General features: G+C 58.1%; 16 protein-coding genes and 1 pseudogene. 9 read left to right on the top strand and 8 right to left on the bottom strand.

Annotated features, from left to right (window positions below; genetic code table 11):
* Positions 1-330: 330 nt before the first annotated feature.
* The 6 genes from FHS54_RS14070 to FHS54_RS14095 all read right to left on the bottom strand — a co-directional run bounded on the left by FHS54_RS14070 (position 331) and on the right by FHS54_RS14095 (position 5,428).
* Positions 331-1,059: a TetR/AcrR family transcriptional regulator gene (locus FHS54_RS14070; protein WP_167304717.1), complete on the bottom strand. Its 729-nt coding sequence runs from the start codon at positions 1,057-1,059 to the stop codon at positions 331-333.
* 59 nt (positions 1,060-1,118) lie between these two features.
* Positions 1,119-1,544, bottom strand: coding sequence for a nuclear transport factor 2 family protein (locus tag FHS54_RS14075; RefSeq protein WP_167304719.1), 426 nt, complete (start codon positions 1,542-1,544; stop codon positions 1,119-1,121).
* Between the two features lie 38 nt (positions 1,545-1,582).
* Positions 1,583-2,425, bottom strand: a complete 843-nt coding sequence (locus tag FHS54_RS14080) for an NAD(P)H-binding protein (RefSeq protein ID WP_167304721.1) — start codon at positions 2,423-2,425, stop codon at positions 1,583-1,585.
* Between the two features lie 417 nt (positions 2,426-2,842).
* A complete protein-coding gene (locus FHS54_RS14085; protein WP_167304722.1) occupies positions 2,843-3,556 on the bottom strand; it encodes a TetR/AcrR family transcriptional regulator in 714 nt (237 codons plus the stop codon).
* 93 nt (positions 3,557-3,649) lie between these two features.
* Complete coding sequence (locus tag FHS54_RS14090; protein ID WP_167304724.1) at positions 3,650-4,531, bottom strand: NAD(P)H-binding protein; 882 nt, start codon at positions 4,529-4,531, stop codon at positions 3,650-3,652.
* Between the two features lie 102 nt (positions 4,532-4,633).
* Positions 4,634-5,428 carry a phytanoyl-CoA dioxygenase family protein gene (locus FHS54_RS14095; RefSeq protein ID WP_167304726.1) on the bottom strand — a complete coding sequence of 265 codons (795 nt, stop codon included), beginning with the start codon at positions 5,426-5,428 and terminating at the stop codon, positions 4,634-4,636.
* Positions 5,429-5,909: 481 nt separating this feature from the next.
* On the opposite strand from FHS54_RS14095, the gene car reads away from it, so the two are divergent.
* From car to FHS54_RS14120, 5 genes are all read left to right on the top strand, one after another.
* Entirely contained in the window at positions 5,910-9,455 is a 3,546-nt protein-coding gene (gene car, locus FHS54_RS14100; RefSeq protein ID WP_208405040.1) for a carboxylic acid reductase, read from the top strand.
* Between the two features lie 7 nt (positions 9,456-9,462).
* Entirely contained in the window at positions 9,463-10,521 is a 1,059-nt protein-coding gene (locus tag FHS54_RS14105) for an NAD(P)-dependent alcohol dehydrogenase (RefSeq protein WP_167304728.1), read from the top strand.
* A gap of 80 nt (positions 10,522-10,601) precedes the next feature.
* Entirely contained in the window at positions 10,602-11,834 is a 1,233-nt protein-coding gene (locus FHS54_RS14110) for an MFS transporter (RefSeq protein ID WP_167304730.1), read from the top strand.
* A gap of 450 nt (positions 11,835-12,284) precedes the next feature.
* Positions 12,285-14,684 carry a TonB-dependent receptor gene (locus FHS54_RS14115; RefSeq protein ID WP_167304732.1) on the top strand — a complete coding sequence of 800 codons (2,400 nt, stop codon included), beginning with the start codon at positions 12,285-12,287 and terminating at the stop codon, positions 14,682-14,684.
* A gap of 152 nt (positions 14,685-14,836) precedes the next feature.
* On the top strand, positions 14,837-16,018 hold the full coding sequence (locus tag FHS54_RS14120; RefSeq protein WP_167304734.1) for an MFS transporter: 1,182 nt from the start codon (positions 14,837-14,839) through the stop codon (positions 16,016-16,018).
* Between the two features lie 75 nt (positions 16,019-16,093).
* Here the strand turns inward: FHS54_RS14120 and FHS54_RS14125 are convergent, their stop codons facing one another.
* Positions 16,094-17,023 (bottom strand): phytanoyl-CoA dioxygenase family protein, encoded by a 930-nt coding sequence (locus tag FHS54_RS14125; RefSeq protein ID WP_167304736.1) that lies wholly within the window; start codon positions 17,021-17,023, stop codon positions 16,094-16,096.
* A 287-nt stretch (positions 17,024-17,310) separates the two neighbouring features.
* Between FHS54_RS14125 and FHS54_RS14130 the strand changes: the two genes are divergently transcribed.
* The 4 genes and pseudogenes from FHS54_RS14130 (at position 17,311) to FHS54_RS14140 (ending at position 20,957) form a co-directional block, all read left to right on the top strand.
* On the top strand, positions 17,311-17,766 hold the full coding sequence (locus tag FHS54_RS14130) for a carboxymuconolactone decarboxylase family protein (RefSeq protein WP_167304738.1): 456 nt from the start codon (positions 17,311-17,313) through the stop codon (positions 17,764-17,766).
* Entirely contained in the window at positions 17,706-18,617 is a 912-nt protein-coding gene (locus tag FHS54_RS14135; protein WP_167304740.1) for a sigma-70 family RNA polymerase sigma factor, read from the top strand. Before FHS54_RS14130 ends, FHS54_RS14135 begins: the two co-directional genes overlap by 61 nt.
* Before the next feature lie 423 nt (positions 18,618-19,040).
* Positions 19,041-19,475 (top strand): annotated as a pseudogene (locus tag FHS54_RS16460) (DUF3857 domain-containing protein); the annotation flags it as partial.
* A gap of 48 nt (positions 19,476-19,523) precedes the next feature.
* The gene (locus FHS54_RS14140; protein ID WP_243855819.1) at positions 19,524-20,957 is read left to right on the top strand and encodes a transglutaminase domain-containing protein; all 1,434 of its coding nucleotides are present in this window, start codon (positions 19,524-19,526) and stop codon (positions 20,955-20,957) included.
* A 259-nt stretch (positions 20,958-21,216) separates the two neighbouring features.
* On the opposite strand, the gene FHS54_RS14145 is transcribed toward FHS54_RS14140, so the two are convergent.
* On the bottom strand, positions 21,217-22,143 hold the full coding sequence (locus FHS54_RS14145) for a LysR substrate-binding domain-containing protein (protein WP_167304742.1): 927 nt from the start codon (positions 22,141-22,143) through the stop codon (positions 21,217-21,219).
* Between the last annotated feature and the right edge of the window lie 111 nt (positions 22,144-22,254).

Genomic DNA, 22,254 nt, shown 5'->3' on the forward strand with positions numbered 1-22,254 from the left:
ACGCAGAACTGGCGAGTGGAAATCGTGCAAGCAAATGGCCCCTCCTCCCTATCATCAACTTCTGCTGATGATGGATTTTGTGACAGCCTAAGGGGGTATGTGATGATTCGCAATGATATATGATCAGTCAAGATTGTTGATGATCGAATATGACGGAAGTGGTGGCCAAGGGTGGGGGCCGAAATGAACGCGACCTGTTTACGGATTTTCATCCTCTGACTCTGTGGTCGATGCGGCCCTATTGGGCGGCCCAGGCCATCCAAAAGCTAGTCGGATGATGGCGGTGGCGGTGGCGGGGGCGTGCCACCTCCTATATCGAGCGGAAAGGTATCAGCTTGTTCGGGCCGATTGCCGTGACTTGCTTTGCAGCAAAGCCCCTTCTGGGCCCGTTAACAGGGCTTCGATTTCATCTGGAGTGATTGTTTTCACCATGTTGATGAGGACTTTTGCTGCCATCGCTCCCAAAATCGGGATTTTTGGTTCCCACGGCTTGCTATGACCCGCCAGCACCACCGTTCCTATCATGGTCGCATCGATGAAGATTGAAACAGTTTCAACCTGATCCGCGTTAAGAGACGGATTTAGCTGCTTTACGAACGATCCAATCAACGTGTGAACATAACGATATAATGCGTCGAGACGGTCGGCCAGAATTTCATTATGATTGCTCATCGCCCATATTTCAGTAAACAAATGGGTAGTCTGCTTGATCTTTATATTGTCCATTGTTTCGGTGATTACAAGAAAGAGTGCGTCTTCGGGCGACATGTCCGTGTCATAGACGCGCTGCTTAAGAAGCTTGTCGCTGGAATCCAGTATTTCGTTCAAAAGGACGTTAACAAGAACTTCTTTTCGAGGGAAATGACGCGTGACATTTCCTATCTTCAAATCACATTCCGTTGCGACCCGTTGCAAGGTGAACGCCGTGGAGCCCTCCTCAACCAGGATATGAAGGGCAGCTTGAAGTATCCTGTCTACGGTTTTCGATCCGGCGGAATATTTGCCGGGGCGCGAAGGACCCGCATCGACTGAATTTTCATCGCGTACGGCTTTTTTCATGGTCTCTTTTAAGGGTTGGCAATCGATCGGATCAAGAGCGTGCTGAAGGTAGGGGCCACTCAATCCTCCATCGGTTCCATCTCGTCCCAAACGCCCGCGAACATGATCCGCAGGAACGCCTCGTCGGCGTAGATCCGCTCGCCGATGAGCGCGCGTTCGCCGAATTTGAGAATGCCCAGGATGCGAAACGCCTCCTCGCGACCGTCGTCGTGACGATAGACGATGGTGCTCTCGATGACGAACCCCGTATCGCCTACCCAGCTGCCGTGCACGACGATCTTGTCGGTCACGAAGCGCGGCACCACCTCGGCAAGGAAGTGGCGATAATAGCGCCGGACGGCGTCCATCCCGCGCATCCGCAGGCCGACCGGCAGCAGTTCATAGACCGGTTCGCCCTCGAACGTGGCGAGCGCCGCGTCGAAATCGCCTGCGCCCTCCGCGATGAGATGCGCGTGCGCTACATCGATCAGATGTTGGGCTGGCATTATGTTCCTCCCATTCCAGCAGCAGGCCGGTCCGTCCTTTAGCGGCTTTTTTCCCAAGCCGCTCGATTTGCTGCAGCAAAGTCGGCGAAGGATCGCGCCGGCTGGCCCGTGATCGCGCCTACTTCATCGGTGACCTGTTCCTCGGACCCGTTCGCGATCTCGCCATCGACCGCCGCCAGGCCTTGCGCATATTCAGCCGGCATGCCCGCAGCCTCGAACCGATCGGCGAGCGCGTCGACGCTGAGCTCGTGATATTCGACGGGGCGACCACTGGCCTGCGCGATCAGCCTCGCGACCTCGTGATAATCGATGGCTTCCGGGCCGGTCAGGATGACGTCGCGGTTCTTGAGCGCGGTGCCGGTCAGCGCCTCCACGGCGACGCGCGCGATATCCTCGGCGTCGATGAATCCAACGCGGCCCCTGCCGGTGGCCGAATAAATCTTCCCTTCCTCTTCGATCGAGGCCGAGTGGGGATATTCCAGAAAGTTCTGCATGAACCATGTCGGGCGCAGCGCCGTCCAGTTCGGCGCATGATCGATCAGCCACTGATGGGCTGCCCCCATCATCGGACCGCCGGGCGGGGTTGACGTGGCGCTGAGCAGCACGAGCGGCCCGACTCCGACCGCCACCGCGCGCTCCATGAAGGGACGCATTCCCTCCAGAATCTCAAGCGTATCGGATGGCGCGACCATGTAGATCGCCGTGGTTCCTTCCAGCGCCGCGTCGAACGTGCTGGCATCGTTCCAATCGAACCGGATCTGGTCGGCACCCTGGGGCGTGCGGCTGGCGACCCGAGCCGCTATGCCCCGAGCGGCCAGATGTTGGGCCACATAGCGCCCGGTCTTGCCGGTGCCGCCCGTCACGAGGATCTGATCACGCATAATCAAAAATGCTCCTTGATATTGTCAAGCGGAGAGAAGTGCCGGACGCGTCCATTGCGCCCCTGTATTTCGATGCCAACCGACAGCATAACTGATCGCCTGCGCTCGGCCTCATATGGTGTCACTTTCCTAAGCCTGAATGTTGATACATTCAACTTTTATGTCAGGCTTTTTTCGTGCCATTCTAACAGGCGTGGGAAATCTGGAATATGGCGGTTTTCCAACAACATGCTGCAGCAATGAAAGCCTGCGAGTGGCCGCTCAACCCAAAGGACCGACTATGAGCGTGGAAGGCAAGCATATGGCAGATCAGCTTGGCCGACGCTTGCAACGCATGGCTGGGCAGCGAACCGGCGGCAGTGGATGGGTGCTTTAGACGGGCCGATCCACCTTGGATGGATATAGGTCCGGCCAGAACTAAATATTCTGGGGAACCAGTGGCGTCGCTCTATCTGTCACGCCAAGGCTGTGGAAGGGAGACAGCGCTGATATGACTTCGGGCGTGATGGTTTTCACTAGATGGATCAGGTTGGCGACGGCTATGTTCGTAATCTGTGGCATTTGAGATGCCCAGGGCTTTTCATATCCTGCAAATGCAATCATGCCCTTGGTTGAGCCGTAGATGTAAAGCGCAACGATGCCAGCATCCTCTGGCCCCAAACGTGGATTTGTCTTCATGACAAATTCTGTAATGAGGGTCTGAACATAGCGGTCCAACGCTTCAACCCGACCGGCGACAAATTCATTGTTGTTCGCCATCGCCCAAAGTTCCGTGTAAAGGCGCGTGGCATTCTTTGTGCGGATGTAATTGAGCATGAAGACGATCAATTCGGCCAGCACGACTTCTGGCAAAATTCCGGGTTTGCGCATGACGCCATCAATCTGATCTTCGCCGGTCGTCAGTATTTCCTCAACCAGCACTTGGACGATCATTTCCTTGCGGGGAAAGTGGTGGTTGACATGTCCAACCTTCAAACCGCACTGGGTGGCTATACGCTGGAGCGTAAAGGCACTCGCACCCTCTTCCACCAGCACATGCTTGGCCGCTTTGAGGATCGCATCGACGGTGTCGGCACCACGGGCATAGATGCCGGGCCGCACCCGTGCCGTCGTGGTACGAATCTTTGTCATGGTTCCTCCATCAGCAAATGCATTTCGATCGATTGACCGACGTGCCGTCGTGGGCAAATAGCAAAGCTGGCAACGCCCGTGAAGTCGTCGCAGCTAGGGCAGGGGCGTCGTGGTTATCTCGGCCCCATCGCCTAAGGCACTTGAGAGACCTTCTATGAATGAAGTGGGCCGTCGGCCCGACAGCCGTTCGACATCCCCGGTGACTATGTCGAATGCACCGGTTAGGCATTTTTGCTTCGTGTCGATGACCACGTCGAGATATGCCTCGGGATATCCCGCGGCGATCAGGCGGCCGCTAAGATGCTCCATGGTGGCCGTTTCAAATCTGACAGCTATTCCTGCAATGCGCGAGATCGCTTCCGCGCGTTCCGACCCGGACACTGAGTGCGGACCGGTGGCGTTATAGGTCGCCCCGGCGTGTCCGTGGCCGACCAGGAGGCCCGCCGCCGCAGCGGCGACATCGTCTCGGGATACAAATGCGATGCGGCTTTCGCCCAGTTCGGTGAGAGTTCCCTCGCGCAAGCAAAGGCGGGATTCCTGAGCGAATGACTCGACGAAATAGTTCACCCGCAGGATCGTCCAGCAGGGCGCGGTCGTGACCAACCGCTGTTCGCCAAGCCATCCGGCAGCGCCAACGCTCGGTCTCGTTTCCTGACGCGCTCCGACGTCGGACATGAGTATGATCTGTCCGACGCCGACACTGACGGCGGCATCGACGGCAGCGACGATCTGACGGCATCGCGCGGCCCAGTCCGGGTCTGAACCGGGAATGATGAACAATCGATCAAGGCCGGCATATGCCAGTTCCAGGCTGGCCGGATCATCATAGTCGCCACGGCGGCATTCGATTTGCGTTTCAAGCCTATTAGGGGTGCGGGAAATGCCGACAATCTTCGCGTCGGCAGCTTGGGCTTTCAAGAAGCCAAGCACCGCCTTGCCTAACTGACCGGTCGCGCCGCTTACGCCTATCTTCATGCGAACCTCCCCCCGATCATTTCCGGCCCGGCTACGAAGTCATGCAATGAGGTTTGGCGCGAAGCCGTGGGCCTTAAAGCCCACGGCGCGTTGGGCATGTAGTCAGGCGTCTTCGAAAAGAGCAGCCAGGGGATCGGTCTGTCCGCCAGCATGGCCAACGCCATAGATGGTTTCGTAGCCCATGAGTTTGAGAAGATCTTCGGGCAGCGTGCGCGCAGTCTTGGGAGGGCAGGCGATAAATTGATTTTCTTCCTGACGGAGCCAATTGACAGTGAAGTTGAACGATTGCGCCCTCCGCGGGCCGGTCGACACGTTGGAGCCGCCGCCATGCCAAATCTTGGCAGAGAAGATTATGACCGAACCCTTGGTCATTTCAGCAGGCACAGTGGCGTCGCCCGAATGATCAACCAGTGGGTTCTTGTGGCTGCCGGGCACAATCCGAGTGGCGCCGTTCTCTTCCGTAAAGTCCGTCAGGGCCCAAATCACATTATACGCGACTTCATAATCGGGCGGGAATGGGAAGTTTCCGAAAGCCAGTTCATCCCGGTGGAGGGGCTGCGCTTCCGCCCCCGGATCGAGCGTGATCATATCCGTAACCGCAAGCTGGATACCCGGCGCGTGGGAAAGCAGGGATTTGACAAGGCCAAGCATGAGTGGATGCCTTACCAGGTCCCGTGCAACCGGTGACCGTGCCATCAGACGCCCGGTGCGCCTCGTCTTGTAACCCCAGGGGCGCTCGCCCACGGGGGACTGCTCGACATAGGGCTGCATCTCAGCGACCAGCTGGTCGATGATCTCATGCGACGCGAGATTGTCGATGATGACGTGGCCATGTTCGCGAACCACGGCCTCCGCTTCTGCGATGCTCGCGGTATTGGGAAGGTGCTGGATGCTCATGGTAGACATGTCCTTCATGTGAGCGGCAGGCTTGAGCCGCGCTAGCTAAATTCGTCGGCAATCGCTCGACAGGATCAACCGAGCTTACCGTTCAATTATTGGTGACCGCCAAGTTTTGTCAACGCTAATTTTGCGCTGCTTCGCGACGCCCTGACCGACTGGCGGGAGACGAGCCAGAGCCGCTGAAATTATTGTTGACAAACCTTGGTGATTACCAAATATCTAAGCAACGGCCCAGCATCGTTGTCTTGTGAGGGTGCCTGCGGGCCGGGATATGGCTGCCCGGCTAGGTTAAGTTGGCGCCGAAATGTCATTTATAGAAAAGCGCTGACTGGGCGCGCGGACGTTCGACCAGTTTTTTTCTCGCCGACGATTTCGGCGATGACCTGCGCGACACAGTGATCTGATCGAGATTTCGCCGAAGATTATCGTTGGTCGAAGTCTCCTGAATATAAAAATGCTATTGGTTAGGAGATCCAAAATGGATGGAACCGAAACGGTTGATCGCTCACAATATACGATATCCATGGATGATTATCCTGAGCATGTGGCATCCCAACTGCATAAATTGATGGAAACCGACAGTCAGTTCGCGGCGGCGGCGCCCGATCCGGCAATCAGTTTGGCGAAGAGAACTCGCGGTCTGGGGATTGCCCAGGTCGTTTCCCTTTGCATGGAAGGCTATGGCGACCGGCCTGCTCTGGCGGAGCGGGCGGCACAGCTGACGACGGACCCGGAAACCGGGCGGGTCAGCCGCGAACTGCTGAAGCGTTATGACATGATCAGTTATCGGGAACTGTGGAAGCGCGCATCCAATCTGGCCAGTTTTTGGCATCATGATGCGGATCAGCCGCTTTTGGCCGATGATATTATGTGCATCCTCTCATTCGGCGGCATCGACTTCGTGACGGTCGACCTCGCGTCGATTTATACCGGCGCAGTTGTCGTTCCTCTTCAGGCCAATGCAGCAATTCAGCAGACCCAGGCGATCTTTAACGAGGTAGCTCCGCAGTGGTTCGCAGTGAGCATCGAATATCTCAATACGGCCGTTGAGTTGATCGTCAGCGGGCATCATCCTCGCGGACTCGTCGTCTTCGACTACCATCCTGAGGTCGACGACGAGCGCGAACGGTTTGAAGTCGCGCAGGCGAAGTTGGCTGCGGCGGGCCTTGGACATGTGATGGCGACGCTTGAAACGCTCCTCGCCCGCGGGGAAGCTCTGCCCAAGGCTCCGGTGTTCGATCGCCCCGATACGGCTGAGCGGCTGTGCACGATCTACTATACTTCAGGGAGCACGGGTCTTCCGAAAGGCGCGATGCTGCCTGAGCGGATGGTCAAGCCATTGTGGCTCGTCGATTCACCGATGCCGATGATCAACCTGATGTATTTGCCGATGAATCACACATCAGGGCGAAGCATCCTCTTTTCGATTCTTGGCCAGGGCGGCACCGGATATTTCACCGGGAAGAAGGATCTGTCCGATCTTTTCGATGACATGCGCCTCAGCCGCCCGACATACATGATGCTGGTCCCGCGTGTCTGCGAAATGATCTATCAACAATATCAAGTTTCAGTTGAACGTGCGATCGCCGCTGGCACCGATCCAGAGACTGCCAAGCAGGAATTGCTGCGCGAAACGCGGGACACTGTGCTTGGCGGACGCCTGCTCGTCGCCTCCTTCGCATCGGCACCGCTTGCCGCCGACCTTCGCCAGTTTCTGGAGGAGTCGCTGGGCTTCAAGATGGGCAATAATTATGGCGCGACCGAAGTCGCCGCCGTGCTCGACGACAATCGAGTGCTGCGCCCGCCGGTGATCGATTACAAACTCGATGACGTTCCCGAGCTTGGCTATTTCAAGACGGACAAGCCTTATCCGCGTGGCGAACTGCGGGTGAAGACCTCCAGCATCATGCTGGGCTATTATAAGCGCCCCGACATCACGGCTGAGGCTTTCGATGAGGAGGGCTATTACAAGACCGGGGATATCATGGCGGAGATCGCCCCGGATCGGCTGATCTACGTCGACCGGCGCAATAATGTGCTTAAGCTGGCCCAGGGTGAGTTCGTCGCCATCGCACGCCTGGAGGCGCTCTTCACCAATGGCGACCCCGTCATTCGCCAGGTTTATCTTTACGGCACCAGCGATCGCGCCTTCCTTGTGGGGGTGTTCGTGCCGAACCAGGAAGCCCTTGAGCAAATGGGCATTGCGCAGGACGCCAGGGCGATCAAGGACGCGGTGCGCGAGGCGATCCAGAATGTGGCGCGCACCGAACATTTGCAGCCTTATGAAGTCCCCCGCGACTTCATCATCAAGCATGAGCCGTTCAGTGTGGAAAACGGCCTTCTGGCGGGCATTGGCAAATATCAGCGCCCGAAGTTCAAGGAGCGCTATGCAGAGGCGTTGGAAGGTCTGTACGATCGGATCGCCGCAAGCCAGAATGAAGAGCTGGACACCCTCCGCCGGGAGGGACGCAACGCGCCTGTCCTGGAGACAATCGCCCGCGCCGTGCGGGCGACGCTGGGGCTGGAGCATGTCGATCGGACGCGGCGCTTGAGCTTCTCGGACCTTGGCGGCGACTCTCTTTCCGCCCTGTCATTCTCGCTGCTGCTGGAGGAAATCTACTCTGTCGATGTCCCTGCATCGGTCATCAACAACCCCGCAGGCAGCCTGCAGGACCTTGAGCGTTATATCGAAAGAGCGCGCAGCGGTGCCTCCACCGCTCCGACCTTCGCCTCGGTGCATGGTCGCGACGCCAATGAGATACGTGCGAGCGATCTGACGCTCGACCGCTTCATCCCACAGTCCGTGCTTGATGCTGGCAGTAAAGCTCTGCCGCCCGCGACCGAGGTGCGGACCGTACTGCTGACCGGGGCCAACGGTTATCTTGGCCGGTTCCTGTGCCTGGAGTGGCTCGAACGGATGGCCGCCGTCGGCGGACGGGTCGTGTGCATCGCTCGCGGTCAGGACGCAGCGTCTGCGCGTCGGCGTATCGCGGAAGTGTTCAGCAGCGATGCGGCCTTGAAGGTGCGCTTCGAACAGTTGGCCGATGGACATCTGGACGTTTTGGCGGGCGATATTGGCGAGCCACAGCTTGGTTTGAGTGAAGCCGACTGGACGCGACTGGGGGAGACGATTGACCTTATCGTTCATCCCGCCGCGTTCGTGAACCATGTTCTGTCCTATCAGCAGCTTTTTGGTCCGAACGTCGTCGGCACCGCCGAAGTGATCCGCCTGGCGATCACGCATAAGCTCAAGCGCATCAACTATGTCTCCACCGTCGCTGCCGCTTATCTGCCTGACGGAATCCTCAACGAGACCGATGACATACGCGTCAAAACCCCCGTCCGCGGCCTTGTCGCGACAGGTTATGCGGATGGTTATGCCAACAGCAAATGGGCTGGCGAAGCATTGCTGCGTGACGCGCATGAGCGCTTCGGTCTGCCGGTGGCCATTTTCCGTTCCGACATGATCCTGGCTCACAGTCGATATGAGGGACAGTTGAATGTCCCCGACATGTTCACGCGCTTGCTATTGAGCATCGTTCAGACCGGACTGGCTCCCAAGAGTTTTTATATCGGCGACAATGGACATTATCCGGGCCTGCCGGTCGATTTTACAGCCGAAGCCATCGCCACACTTGGCGCACAGGCCGTAAATGGCATCCAGACCTATCATGTCATCAATCCGCATAATGATGGCATCTCGCTCGACAGCTTTGTCGAATGGGCAATCGCGGCGGGATACCCGATCACCCGCATCGACGACTATGCCGATTGGTATGGCCGGTTCGCTACGGCGTTGCGGGGACTGCCCGAAGAACAAAGGCAGCATTCCTCGCTGCCGCTGCTGCACCAGCTCCAATATCAGATGCCTGCCCAATATGGGACCATGGTGTCGGCTGATCGGTTCCGGGCCGATGTCATTCGATACGAAGTTGGCGCGGTAAACGACATCCCTCCCCTGTCGAGAGAACTTATCGAAAAATATCTTTCCGACCTCAAGCGTCTTGGCCTTATTTCGGAGTAATTGAACTATGACGACCATGACTAAGGGGTACGCGGCGCTTGCGAGCGACGGCGACCTGGAATTGTTTGATGTCCCCCGGCGCGATCTGCGACCGGACGATGTGTCGATCGACATTCTCTACTGCGGTGTATGCCATTCGGATTTGCATGAAGCCCGCAATGATTGGGGGTTTAGCAACTATCCGATGGTGCCGGGGCATGAAATCGTGGGCCGCGTACAGAGTGTCGGCAGCGGCGTTACGAGCTTCAAGCCGGGCGACCTCGTAGGTGTTGGCTGCTACGTCGATTCCTGCCGCGAGTGTCGGCCGTGCGAGATTGGCGAAGAGTCCTATTGCGAGAATTGGCCCACCGCGACCTATGGCAGTGTCGACCGGCATGACGGCATGCCGACTTATGGGGGCTATTCGAAACACATCGTCGTTTCGGACAAATTCGTTCTTCGCGTTCCGGCATCGCTCGATCTGAAGTCTGCTGGACCCCTGCTCTGCGCTGGCATCACGACCTACGCGCCCCTTCGTCACTGGAAGGTTGGCCCTGAGCACAAGGTCGCCGTCGCTGGCCTGGGGGGGCTTGGGCACCTGGCGCTCAAGTTCGCCAAGGCGATGGGCGCTGAGGTGACACTCTTCACGCGCAGCCCCGATAAAGCGGAGGAAGCCCGGCGTCTCGGCGCGGACCACATCGTGATCTCAACCGATGAAGCCCAGATGGCGGCCACCGCCAACGCCTTTGATTTTGTCATCGACACGATCCCAAGCGCCCACGATCTCAATCCCTACATCACGAGTCTTCGGCTTGATGGCAAATTGATCCTCCTGGGAATGCTGGAACCCATCGATCCACCGCTTCACGGCGGGCTTTTGATGCTGGGTCGCAAGGCCGTGGTCAGTTCCAACGTCGGCGGCATTCGTGAGACCCAGGACATGCTCGATTTCTGCGCCGAACACGGCATCACCTGCGATGTCGAGATGATTGCGATGCAGGACATTAACGTGGCTTTTGAGCGGCTGCGTCGCGGGGACGTGCATTATCGTTTTGTCATCGACATGGCGACGCTTGGAGAAAAGTAGCGGAGGAAACTGCGCGACGGGCCGGTGATCGCGCCGCGATCACCCTCTACCCTCACATATAGCAGCTTGGGCGTGATCGGATGACAGACACTGTATTTGGGGCCGTCTCGGACGGTCACGCTCGCCGCGCGCGCATGATGCTTGTGCGCGCATTTTTCTCCAGCAACACCGCGATGGGCTGCGCGTTTGGCGGATTTGGTGTGGCCGTGCTGTCGCTGCAAGAGCGGTTTGGCGCGTCCCGCGCCATGGCGTCCATGGGATTGGCGCTGACAGTGCTGACCCTGAGCCTGTCCAGTCCCCTGGTTGCCACCATGATCATTCGGCTTGGGCTGCGTAAGACAATGATCTCCGGCATGCTGTTGTCGGCATCGGGCTATATCGCTCTGGCGTTCGCGCCCAGCATGCTGATTGCGCTGACATCCTGCGCGCTGCTGATCGGGCCCGGGACCGCCATGTTCGGAACCTTCCCATCCAGCATATTGGCGGGCGGCTGGTCTCCCCAGGCCCGCGGCCGGGCGGTCGGGATGGCCAATATTCCGCTCCTCCTCATTCTGATCCCGATACTGGGCGTCACCATCATCCAGCGATTTGGTCTTCCCGCCTTTTTCCTGACGTTAGCGGGTCTGCATCTATTGCTTCTTCCGTTGATGCTGGGGATCGCCGACCCGCCGCTCGCCAACCAGATCGCCCATTCCGGTGGTTCGGAAATCAAGATCGACCGGCATCCAAACAGAGCGCTCCTTTTCCGTCCGCTGTTTTGGGCCATGGTCATTGGCGATGGCATCTTCAACGCAGTGTCCGTTGCCGGACTTTCCCACATCGTTCCCGTCGCGGTCGAATCCGGCATTCCGGTGCAGGGGAGCGGGTTGCTGCTATCGTTGATGGGCTTTGGAAGCATCCCCGGATCGATCCTGTCCGGCTATCTGTGCGATCGTTTTGGCCCAACGCGGGCGCTGACCGTCGCAGGGCTGGGCTTTGCCGTGAGCTGGTCGTTGATCGGGACCGGATGGTTGCCGGGCATGACGGCGGCGACGCTGCTCATGGGGATGTGTGGCTCATCCATATTGCCGCCAGTGAACGTCCTTGCAACACGGGCTTTCGGCGTCGTCGCCCTGCCACGCGCCTTGAGCCTGATCGCTGTCTTCGCGTTGCCCTTTACGTTCATCATGCCGCCTGCGGCAGGGCTGATGCGAGACCTGTTCGGCGACTATGACTTCGTCATCATCTTCCTCATTGTCGCAGCACTGATCGGGGCGACGACGTTCTTCCTGATCGAACGGACGCTCCAATCATCGCCGAAAGTTCCAGCGTGAGCAGTAACGTACATGACTCGGTCGGATCGCGCAGGCTCGACCGCCTCGCACAAGACAATTGTCGGGCACCCGTAGAGGCAACCGCTATTCTGCGCGATTATATTGATAATGCTGGCTTTCCGGCGTCCCGCTTGGCGGAAAATCGCGTTAAAATTTCCCCGTTGACAAACCTTGGTTATTGCCAAATATTGATGTAATAGAATGACGATGCTGATGATGCAGTAAGCATCAATGCAGCAACTGAATGCATATATTTGCATTTGGTCCGATTAAACTCGCAAAAAAATTAACAGCGGCAAACAAAAGATTGTCGCCGCTGAATGAGTAGAAGTGAACTTCACTTCATCTTGGGAAGGGGGATGGTTTAACATGAAAGCCAGATTCGTATCACGCATTCTATCATTCAGCGCCATAACATGGGCGCTCGCATCGCCTGCATTTGGTCAGAGCATGAAGGCAGGTGAAGGCGTCACCCCGCCTGCTAACGGGACGGCCAGAGAAGCGTCACAGACGCGCCTCTCCGACATTGTCGTGACGGCCCGCCGCCGCGAAGAGAGCCTGCAAAACGTACCCATTTCAGCGACTGTCTTTTCGTCGGAAGGCCTCGACCGCCGTGGCATCCAGAGCACGCAGGACCTGTTCGGCCAGATCCCGTCACTTGTGGTTGGCGGATCGGGCCAGCAACGCAGCTCGGAAAATGTCACCATTCGCGGGCAGGGGGCAACATATGCTGCCGCTCCGGGCGTGGTTCTGTATTTTGCCGAAGTGCCGATCATCGCGGATCAGAGCAACAATGCTCAAAATGCCGGTGGCGCGAACTATTACGACCTTGCCAACGTTCAGGTATTGCGGGGCCCGCAGGGGACGTTGTTCGGCCGGAATACGACGGGCGGCGCGTTACTCTTTGAACCGCAACGCCCGACGGATCGGTTCGAAGGTTACGGTCAGGTCCAATATGGTAATTATGATTCGGTTGAGTTGCGTGGAGCGATAAACGTACCGATCGTTGAAGACAGACTGCTTCTGCGGGTCGCTGGCATCTACCAGAAGCGGGATGGTTTTACGGAGGAACTGACGACCGGCACCGATCTCGACGATCGCAACCGCTACTCCCTGCGGGCCGGGCTCACCTGGCGTCCGGCGGAAGGCATCGAAAATTATCTGATGGCCACCATGACCGTAGGTAACGAACATGGTGGATCGACAGTGCTGAACGCCGTCCCGGCTGGCACTGACCCCGAAACCGGAATAGCTTACAGCACATTTCTGGCCGAACAGAATGCGCGGGGCATTCGTTCAGTGCGGCTCAGCCCGCTCGATTGGCGCGAGAAAACGCGCTATTATTCGCTGACCGATATATTTTCCGCAGATCTCTCCGACAATCTGACGTTTCGGACGATCGCCAACTATTCTCGCCTGAAACACGCGGCGCCTTATGACGGTGATGGATTTCCGGATGACTATGCCGCGCGGCTCGTCGCCGGGCAAAGTGGGATTGGCGCGCCTGAAATTGATCCAGTCGGCCTTAATGGCGACGATTATAATTATCGAAGCAATTCCCGGCAGTTTTCGGTTGAACCTCAACTTCAGGGGAAACTGGGCGATGGTCTGCTGACCTATGTAGTGGGGAGTTACTATGAAAATGTCAGGCCGATCGGCAAGGGAGGGGGGCAGTTCAGCAATCCGGCGCGTCGCCAGAAGAAATCGAGCAGCATAGCGCTGTATGCACAGGGCACGATCAAGTTTGACGATCATGTCGACGCGCTGGAAGGTCTTAGCATCACTGCTGGCTACCGCTATACTTGGGACAGGGCCACTGCCATTGGCAATTTCGAAATACCAAATGGCCCGGTCATTTCGAAGGACGCCAATTTCAAAGCGCCAACCTGGACGCTTGGCTTGGACTACAAGATCGTTCCCGATGTCCTGTTGTATGCAAAGGTCAGCCGGGGATACAAAAGTGGTGGGGTAGGTCAGGACACACCCGCTCCCGAATTGCGTGTGTTCCAACCAGAATTCGTGACCGCCTATGAAGCGGGAATAAAGGCGGACTGGCATATTGGATCGGTCCCGGTACGAACCAACATCAACTATTATTACACCAAATATAAGGACCTTCAGAGGACGGGCGGTGCAGCGTACGAATATACGGATCCAGTGACCGGGACTACCAGTACTATTTTTGGCGCACAGACCGGGAATGCTGGGAAAGCACATATCCAAGGTATTGAGTTTGAAGGGGAGATCCGCCCATTCAAATGGTTCACGCTGAGTGGAAACTACTCCTATCTCAAAGCCAAATATGACGAGTATACCCAGCTCTCGCTATTTCCGAACGGCATCCCTGCGTTCGGTCTTCCTGCCGGGTTCGACTGCGGCAATGTACCTTATGACGCGCCGTCGAACAGTTGCATATTGGATGGACTGCCGTTCCAGTTCGCGCCCAAGAACCAGTTCAGCCTGTCCGGTCGAATTGACCTGCCCGTCGATGAGGCGATCGGCAATATCAGCCTGACCGCAACCTATTCCTATGTCGATGCGCAATATACATCGCCTACGAAAGCAAGCATTGACGAGCCCTATGCCTGGATCGGGGGAAGCTGCCCACGCAACAGCAGTGGATCGGTCGTATGCGGCCCCAATGACGGCAATGGTCTTTTGAACGTGAATGTTCAGTGGAACAGCGTGATGGGATCGAACTTCGACCTGTCCGCCTTTGCCACCAATCTGACCAACGAAACCTATATCATCGGTTCGAATGGTGCGTCCTACCAGTCAGGGTTCAATTCTTACGTATATGGCGAGCCGCGAATGTATGGCGTGGCGGTCCGTTTCCGTTTCGGAAGCTGAAGCGCGAATTGTGGGATTGATGAGCAATATTGTTGCCGACCGGGGACTGATCCCCGGTCGGTCTTTTTGCACCCTACATCATGAAGAGATGAACAGCAGCGCTCATGATAATCCAACTCGCGCACGATGGACGCGGCACTCGGACAGCCCAGATGATGCTCATCCGCGCGTTTCTGGCGCAGAATGTGGCGACCGGCTGTGCCTTTGGCGGTTTTGCGACCAGCATATTGGCGGTGCAGGACCGCTTCGACACGACGCGGGGCATGGCCGCCTTGGCTCTTGCCCTCACCGTATTGGCCATGAGCGGGCTGGGCCCGCTGGTCGCGGCAATGATCTCCCAGATCGGTCTGCGCAGCACGATGACGCTGGGCGCTATGCTGGCGGCGGTGGGCTACATCCTGCTTGCCCTCGTCCAATCGATAGAAGCGATGCTCGCCGTATGCCTGTTGGCGATCGGCCCCGGCGCATCCCTGCTTGGGGGCTTGCCACCCAGCATTTTGGCGGGGAACTGGCATCCAGAGGCGCGGGGGCGCGCGGTCGGGATCGCCTATATTCCGTTTCTCGTCACCTTCATTCCCCTGCTCGGCGTGGCGGTGATGCAGCGATTTGGCCTGCCCGCATTTTTCCTAAGCCTAGCGGCGTTGCACCTTTTCCTGCTGCCTGTGCTGCTGGGCGTGTCGGAACCGCCGCAAAGCGATCAGCCTGAACATGCCGCCGTGGACGCCGCTAGCGCCGGAGGTTCGCGACCGGCCATCCTCACGCAGCCATTATTTTGGGCCATATTGCTGGGCGAAGGCATTCTTCAGGCGAGCACCATCACCGGCTCCGCCCATATCGTGGCCATTGCGGCCGAATATGGTGTGGCATCCCGCTGGGGGATGCTCCTCCTGTCGATCAAGGGCTTTGCGAGCATCTTTGGGTCCGTCCTCGCGGGACTGTCATGTGACAGATTTGGCACCGCGCGGACGCTGGGTTTGGCTGGTGTGGGCCTGACGGTGAGTTGGCTGATCATTTCGATGAGCGGATGGCTCCCCGCTCTCGCCCTGGCAATGGCGATCATGGGCATATCAGGAGCGGCAATTTTTCCAGTAGTTACCGTGCTAGTAGCGCAGATCTTTGGAGTAGCGGCATTCCCGCGCGTCCTTGGACTGTTGGGTGCGTTCACGCTGCCATTTACCTTTGGCGCACCGGTCGCAGGATGGCTTCGCGACACGATGGGCGATTATCGTTTGGCGATATTGCTGCTCATTTCAGCGTCCCTCGCTGCGGCTATCGACTTTGGCCTGATCGGCCGGGCAACGCGCGTCACGCGAACTAGAGCGGTTCGGCGTTGACCCGTCAACGGTTAAGCAGGCGTTGGTCTGCGGGCCGTCTCGAACTGCCGAGTACGGCCCGCAGATCGCCTGACATTACCAATCCATCGCCGGCGGGACGATAAGGGCGCGCACCTCTGGGGGTGCGAACTCCCAAGGATATTCAAAGCCGACGGATGTAGAACTGTAACCCAGCAACTGACGTAGCCTGACGGATGAACCTTCCAACGCGGCGGGGTTCATCGCCATCGGAAAATTGATTGATGGCTTCCACCAGGGTGGACAGTAGCCGATGATTGCCCCTGCGCGGACGCGATCCTTGGATTTATTCGCACCCGCCCCGTGAAGCAGCAAATCATCGTAGATGACGACTGATCCGGCAGGAGCCTCGGCCGGAACGGATTCGTAGTGCAGGCCCCAGTCCTGGGGTTCGGTGTCAAGATGGCTGCCGGGTACGACACGTGTGGCGCCATTTTCCTCATCGAAGTCATCAAGGCACCAGATGAATCGCGTCTGCATCACGCCGGCGGACAATGGCATGGCCCCGCTGCGGTCGCGGTGAATGCCCTGAGCGAGACTGCCCGGCCGGGTCATATTCACACCGTAGCTTTGGACGAGGTAGGACTCGTTCAGGGTCTGCGGTCCCAGCATTTCCTTGGTGAATTGCAAAGGAAGGGGATGTTCGACGAGATCACGGAAAAACTCGTGACGATTCATCAATTGCGGACCGAAAAGCCGCCGATTGAGATCGTCGTTGTCAGTGTAAAATCCGCGTACACTGCTTTCGTTGGTTTGCTCCTCCTCCGTAATCGCGGCGACGACAAAATCGCGCATCTCACGAGCCTTCTGACCTGAAAACACGTTCGCAGCGATCGCATAGCCAGCCCGAGCCAGATCCTTGCGCAACTGACCCGGGTCCTCCGTCGGTTTGGGCAGAGGGCCATCGAATGTCAGGGGTTTAACGGGTCGACGGTCAGCCGTATCCATGTTTTTTGCGACCTCATGGTATGTTCCCACTTCAGCCATTTCCGTCCTCTCTTTGGTCTTCCGTGATGCAGAAGACCGAAAGATATGCGCATAAAACTTGGAAGTCACCAACTTTCTTGAGTGGGACAGGCGACAATGGTGCGACTTATCTGCGGTGCGACGGGGCTGCAGGCCGTCAAGCCCTTGGCTTGTCGAATAGTTATCCCCTGGCGAGGATTTCCTGCTTTCCGCTGGATGTAGCCACCGCAAAAAAGTGTCAGCCATGTCACACCGCCATGCGGTGTCTCGTCATGACCATATCCAACAGCAATGAAAGGATCCGACACATGAATAACCGCGCCGATGTCTACGCCGCAGGCGGTCCACTCTTTAAAGCCTGGTACGATCTGTCGATGCAGGTAGAAAAATCCGGTCTTGAAAAGAGCTTGCTCGAACTGGTCAAGGTCCGCGCCTCCCAGATCAACGGCTGCGCCAACTGCCTAAACATGCACACCTTTGATGCACGCAAGGCGGGCGAGACGGAGCAGCGCATCCATTTGCTCGGCGCATGGGAGGAGGCTCCATGCTATAGCGCCCGTGAACGGGCCGCGCTCGGTTGGACCGACCATCTGACTGAAGTCGCAACGAAGCGGGCGCCCGACCAGATCTATGCCAAACTGGCGGCAGAGTTCAGTGCGGAGGAGCAAGTGCAATTGACGCTCGCGATCAATGTCATCAACGGATGGAACCGCTTGGCCGTCGGCTTCCATCTCTACAACCCTACGCTTGGCTGGGCGGCGTGATCGACGATGGCGTCATCAGCTTCGACGCGCAGCGATCCACTTTGCTGCGCGTCGCCTATCGCATGCTCGGCTCCATGGCTGATGCGGAGGACATGTTGCAGGAGGCCTTCATCCGCTGGGCCGGGACCGACAGGAAAGCGGTGCGCGTCCCGGCCGCTTTCCTTCGCCGCATGGTGACCCGCCTCTGCATCGATCACCTCAAATCCGCGCGAGTGCGGCGGGAAAATTATGTCGGCCCTTGGCTCCCCGAACCGATCGTGGAGGCGGAACCGGTAGAGGACGTCACCCTTCCTCTCATGCTTGCGCTCGAGCGCCTTTCTCCGCTCGAACGGGCGGCGTTCCTGCTTCATGACGTGTTCGGCGAAAGTTTCGATGCCATCGGACGATCCATTGGCCGAGACGCTGCGGCCTGTCGCCAGCTTGCGGCCCGTGCGCGGGAGCATGTACGCGGAGAGCGGACGCGCTTTCCTGTCGAACGCGACCATGGATTGGCGATCGCTGAGGCCTTTAGCGAAGCGTCTCGGGCTGGCGATTCTGCAAAGCTTGGCTTGCTGCTTGCTGACGATGTCCGCTTCCATGCCGACGGTGGCGGCAAACGCCCCGCCGCAAGCCGCATTCTTGATGGAGCCGTTGAGGTGATGCGCGGACTGTCCGCAATTTTCCGCCTGCGGCGCGGCAATCCGGAATTAGTCATGCAGGCTTTCGTGAATGGCCTACCCGGCTTTGTTACGCGCGAAGCAGACGGCATGTTGCAGACGACAGCTCTGCTTATTGAAAACGACCGGGTGAAAGCGATCTATGTCATGCGCAACCCCGACAAACTCGGTCACGTGGAAAGGCTGATCCACTAAGCGGGTAACGATCCCTTGGGGAACATCCACTCCCCGTTCTTATCTCCGAAAAGCCGACCTTCCGCTGTCGTGACACGGGCGGCTCACCGGAAGACTCGGAAAATACGGAAAACAAAGGCGATTATGCACTTTAAAGTGCATAATCGCCTTGTATTTAGAGACCCATGCGGCGGCTTGCTTCCTACGAACAGTTTGATGCCGCGCAGCCGAATAGAACTTGGATGTCTGCACGGCGATTTCTAGCCTCATCAAACACTTGCTTATCCTAGAGCTGCCGACATTATGGCACGAATCTTAGGGGGTGTTGTGCGTTTCAAGATTTCTGTTTGCCTGGCGAGCCTGCTTGCCGGAACCGCCGCTGATGCAGCCGGAAGCCAGATCCAAACCGGGCCTGCACCCAAATGGGCCGTCCAGTCGGAGGCGATGCCTGTACCGGGCGATGCCGCAGGGGCTGTCTTTATCCGCCGTCAGGACACGGAGGTTCATCTGGATGGCAAGGGGCACCTGCTCTATAATGGTTACCGCATCAAGATCCTCCATCCCAATGCGCTGCAGCTTGGCAACCTGTCGCTGGCCTGGAACCCGGCCGCTGGTTCGCCTGTTGTCCATGTCATCAAAATCCATCGCGAAGGCCAGGTCATCGACATACTGAAGACGGCCTCGTTCGAAATACTGCGCCGAGAAGACCAACTCGAAGCCGCAAGGTTGGACGGCAATCTCACCGCCGTTTTGCGTGTGCCAGATCTGAGGGTCGGGGACGAAATAGAGTTCGCCGCGACCCTCCGCGCCAGCGATCCCACACTGGGGAAGGATGATGCCGGCCTGCTTCTCCTCGCCTCCGAGCCGGCGCTTGGTCGATATCATCTTCGATTGAGTTGGGAAGAAGGAAACAAGCCAGCGGTCAAGATGACCAGCGATATGTCGACGGTGGCTGAGCAGGGCGCGAATGCGATCGATTATCGATTCGACAACCCCACCGTTCTGACGCCGCCGAAAGATGCTCCTCCTCGCTATCAGTGGCAGAGGGTGGTCGAATATAGCAGTTTCAGCGACTGGCAGGGCATATCGCGCCTTTTCGCGCCGCTGTTCGCCAATGCTTCAAAACCAAACGCCAACTCGTCGCTCAAGCAGGAGGCCGCACGTATCGCTGCAGCCCATGCGAAGCCGTTGGATCGCGCCGCTGCTGCCCTCAAACTGGTGCAGCAGGACGTTCGCTATATTTATGTCGGGCTGAATGGCGGCAATCTGACGCCGGCGGGAGCCGATGAGACATGGCAACGGCGCTATGGCGACTGTAAGGCCAAGACGGTGCTGCTGCTGGCATTGTTGCGCGAGTTGGGTGTCGAAGCGGAGGCGGTGCTGGTCAACAATAGCGGCACGGATGATGGCCTTGACGAGCGGCTGCCCAGCCCACGCATGTTCGACCATGTGCTGGTGCGGGCGCGGGTCGATGGACAGAGCTATTGGCTTGATGGCACCTTGCCTGCAGTCGTACCGCCTGGTGCAGAACCGGTCATACCCTATCAATGGGTTCTTCCGCTGACCGCGCAGGGAAGCAGTCTTGAGCAACTGAGCTGGGCGCCTGCCTCGCGTCCGAATGAGATTACGCTGTTCGAGGTCGACGCGCGCGCCGGATTTGAAAGGCCTGCGCGGATTACCAATACGACCATCAGGCGCGGGATCGAAGGCTTGCAGCAGGAGGTTCAGTTTGCGGCAGCGACGCCCGCGCAACTGCTCAGCGCGTTCCGGCAGAATGCGATCGGAAACACATGGCAGACCATCGAAGATGTTCAGTGGCGCTATGATGTGAAGGCACAGGCCAGCATATTGACTATCATCGGCACCGGTGCAGTCGACTGGGACGATGATGGCGATGGAATGAGATCGCTGGCACTGCCGGGCGGCGGCTTCAGCCCGCCCGAAAAGCGGATACGCGCTGCTGAGCAGGATCAGGCACTGCCATTCTACAACAAGCCGGATTTCAGCTGTTACGTCACTACGGTTCGTCTGCCGTCGACGACCAAGCCGGAACAGTGGTCGCACAAGGACGATATCAACAACCGGATGTTCGGTCGGGCCTATTACCGCGCCTTCGACATATATGATGGCTCGCTGCGCATGGTCCGGGGATCGCGAATTGAGCAAAAAGAAATTGATGCCACCAAAGCGAAGCGCGACAATGGCCGGATTGCTCTGTTCGACAACAGCATGGCATGGATAAGCTACAATCCGAGCGGCAAAAACACCGATACCAAGGCGAGCAGACGAGTGCCCGCGACAAATGAGATCGATTGGACCGCCGACAATGTGCCTTGCCTAGCGTCTAGCACCGGAAGCTAAAGGCGAGCAACGCCGTCTGCAGCCACGCGAAACTGGCATCGATCCTTCTAGGTTATTCAGCCAATCCCTGGTGACGGCGGGTGTCGCCTCCGGCCAACCGACAGCAGCACGATCAAGACTTCGAAGGCACTCACCGCATTACAAACGCACAGGCCCCGCGACTGCCGCTGCCACCGCCGCACGCTCGATTTGCAGACGCTACAGCGGCAAGCGGCGATTTGCCTGTGGAATTGCCGAAAAGCGCGCAGTCACGCGACAGTCAATATTGCAGCTGCGCTTCCCACACGCCGGTGTCCACCAGATGCTTGATTTCTTCGCGTACCAGCCGAACGATGATGCGCGTCGATCGGGTCATTTGCTCTTCGCGCGGTATGCCGAGCACCAGCTGACGGACAACGGGTGGATGACCGATCGGCGCGTAGCGCAGGATGCCTGCATCGACCTCCCGGCTCATGGACGACAGGGGCAGTACGGTGTAGCCGAGCCCGAATTCCACCAGTTCCTTCAGCACCAGGAAAGAATCTGCTTCATAGCGGACATTGAGTGGCACCCCGGCCTTGCGCGCTGCCGCCTCCACGATCAGGCGAAGGCCGTGAGATTGGCTGGGCAATACGATCGGCAGCTTGACGATTTCCTCGATCGAAACCCGCGTCGCGGGATCGAGCGCGGAGGAGGACGGACCCACCAGAACCAACTCTTCATAGAGCATCTCCGCGACGTTCATTTGCAAATCGGATGCCGGACCATAAAGAAGGGCGACATCGATCTCCCCGCGTTGCAGCCAGTCGATAAGGTGTCCCGCATATCCCTCGACAATTCGCAGCGAGATGTTGGGGGCCTGCTCCGCAACGCGCCGGGCGAGCCGCCCTGCCAGGATATAGCTGACCGTGGGGGGAATCCCGAGGGCGATCTGGCCGCCTCCTTCTGCGGAGCGAGATTTTATGTCCTCAAAGGCTTGCCGGACCTGCCGCACCGGACCCGCGATATGCTGGCGTAGTTCCTCGCCCGCCGGGGTGAGCTGCATGCCGCGGCGATGGCGGAAGAACAGCGGTGTGCCAGCCTCTTCCTCAAGTATGCGCATCTGACGGCTGAGGGCGGGCTGGGCGATCCGCATCCGGTCGGCCGCCCGGCTGAGCGATCCGAGTTCGGCGATTTTCAGAAAATGTTCAAGCCGCCGGAAATCCACTCACGCGCTCCTGTTCGATCATGCCCAACCGACATAGCTAGACGCGTAGATTGTTGCTATTGATTTAGCAAAATTCGCAATAGGCTCCGCCGAGTTCAGTTTGAGGAGCGT

The sequence above is a fragment of the Sphingobium vermicomposti genome, assembly GCF_011762025.1.
Taxonomy (GTDB): domain Bacteria; phylum Pseudomonadota; class Alphaproteobacteria; order Sphingomonadales; family Sphingomonadaceae; genus Sphingobium; species Sphingobium vermicomposti.

Coding starts and splice junctions, on each gene's coding strand:
- FHS54_RS14070 (WP_167304717.1), bottom strand. CDS start 1,059: ATGAAAAAAGCCGTACGCGATGAAAATTCAGTCGATGCGGGTCCTTCG.
- FHS54_RS14075 (WP_167304719.1), bottom strand. CDS start 1,544: ATGCCAGCCCAACATCTGATCGATGTAGCGCACGCGCATCTCATCGCG.
- FHS54_RS14080 (WP_167304721.1), bottom strand. CDS start 2,425: ATGCGTGATCAGATCCTCGTGACGGGCGGCACCGGCAAGACCGGGCGC.
- FHS54_RS14085 (WP_167304722.1), bottom strand. CDS start 3,556: ATGACAAAGATTCGTACCACGACGGCACGGGTGCGGCCCGGCATCTAT.
- FHS54_RS14090 (WP_167304724.1), bottom strand. CDS start 4,531: ATGAAGATAGGCGTAAGCGGCGCGACCGGTCAGTTAGGCAAGGCGGTG.
- FHS54_RS14095 (WP_167304726.1), bottom strand. CDS start 5,428: ATGAGCATCCAGCACCTTCCCAATACCGCGAGCATCGCAGAAGCGGAG.
- car (WP_208405040.1), top strand. CDS start 5,910: ATGGATGGAACCGAAACGGTTGATCGCTCACAATATACGATATCCATG.
- FHS54_RS14105 (WP_167304728.1), top strand. CDS start 9,463: ATGACGACCATGACTAAGGGGTACGCGGCGCTTGCGAGCGACGGCGAC.
- FHS54_RS14110 (WP_167304730.1), top strand. CDS start 10,602: ATGACAGACACTGTATTTGGGGCCGTCTCGGACGGTCACGCTCGCCGC.
- FHS54_RS14115 (WP_167304732.1), top strand. CDS start 12,285: ATGAAGGCAGGTGAAGGCGTCACCCCGCCTGCTAACGGGACGGCCAGA.
- FHS54_RS14120 (WP_167304734.1), top strand. CDS start 14,837: ATGATGCTCATCCGCGCGTTTCTGGCGCAGAATGTGGCGACCGGCTGT.
- FHS54_RS14125 (WP_167304736.1), bottom strand. CDS start 17,023: ATGGCTGAAGTGGGAACATACCATGAGGTCGCAAAAAACATGGATACG.
- FHS54_RS14130 (WP_167304738.1), top strand. CDS start 17,311: ATGAATAACCGCGCCGATGTCTACGCCGCAGGCGGTCCACTCTTTAAA.
- FHS54_RS14135 (WP_167304740.1), top strand. CDS start 17,706: ATGGAACCGCTTGGCCGTCGGCTTCCATCTCTACAACCCTACGCTTGG.
- FHS54_RS14140 (WP_243855819.1), top strand. CDS start 19,524: ATGACCAGCGATATGTCGACGGTGGCTGAGCAGGGCGCGAATGCGATC.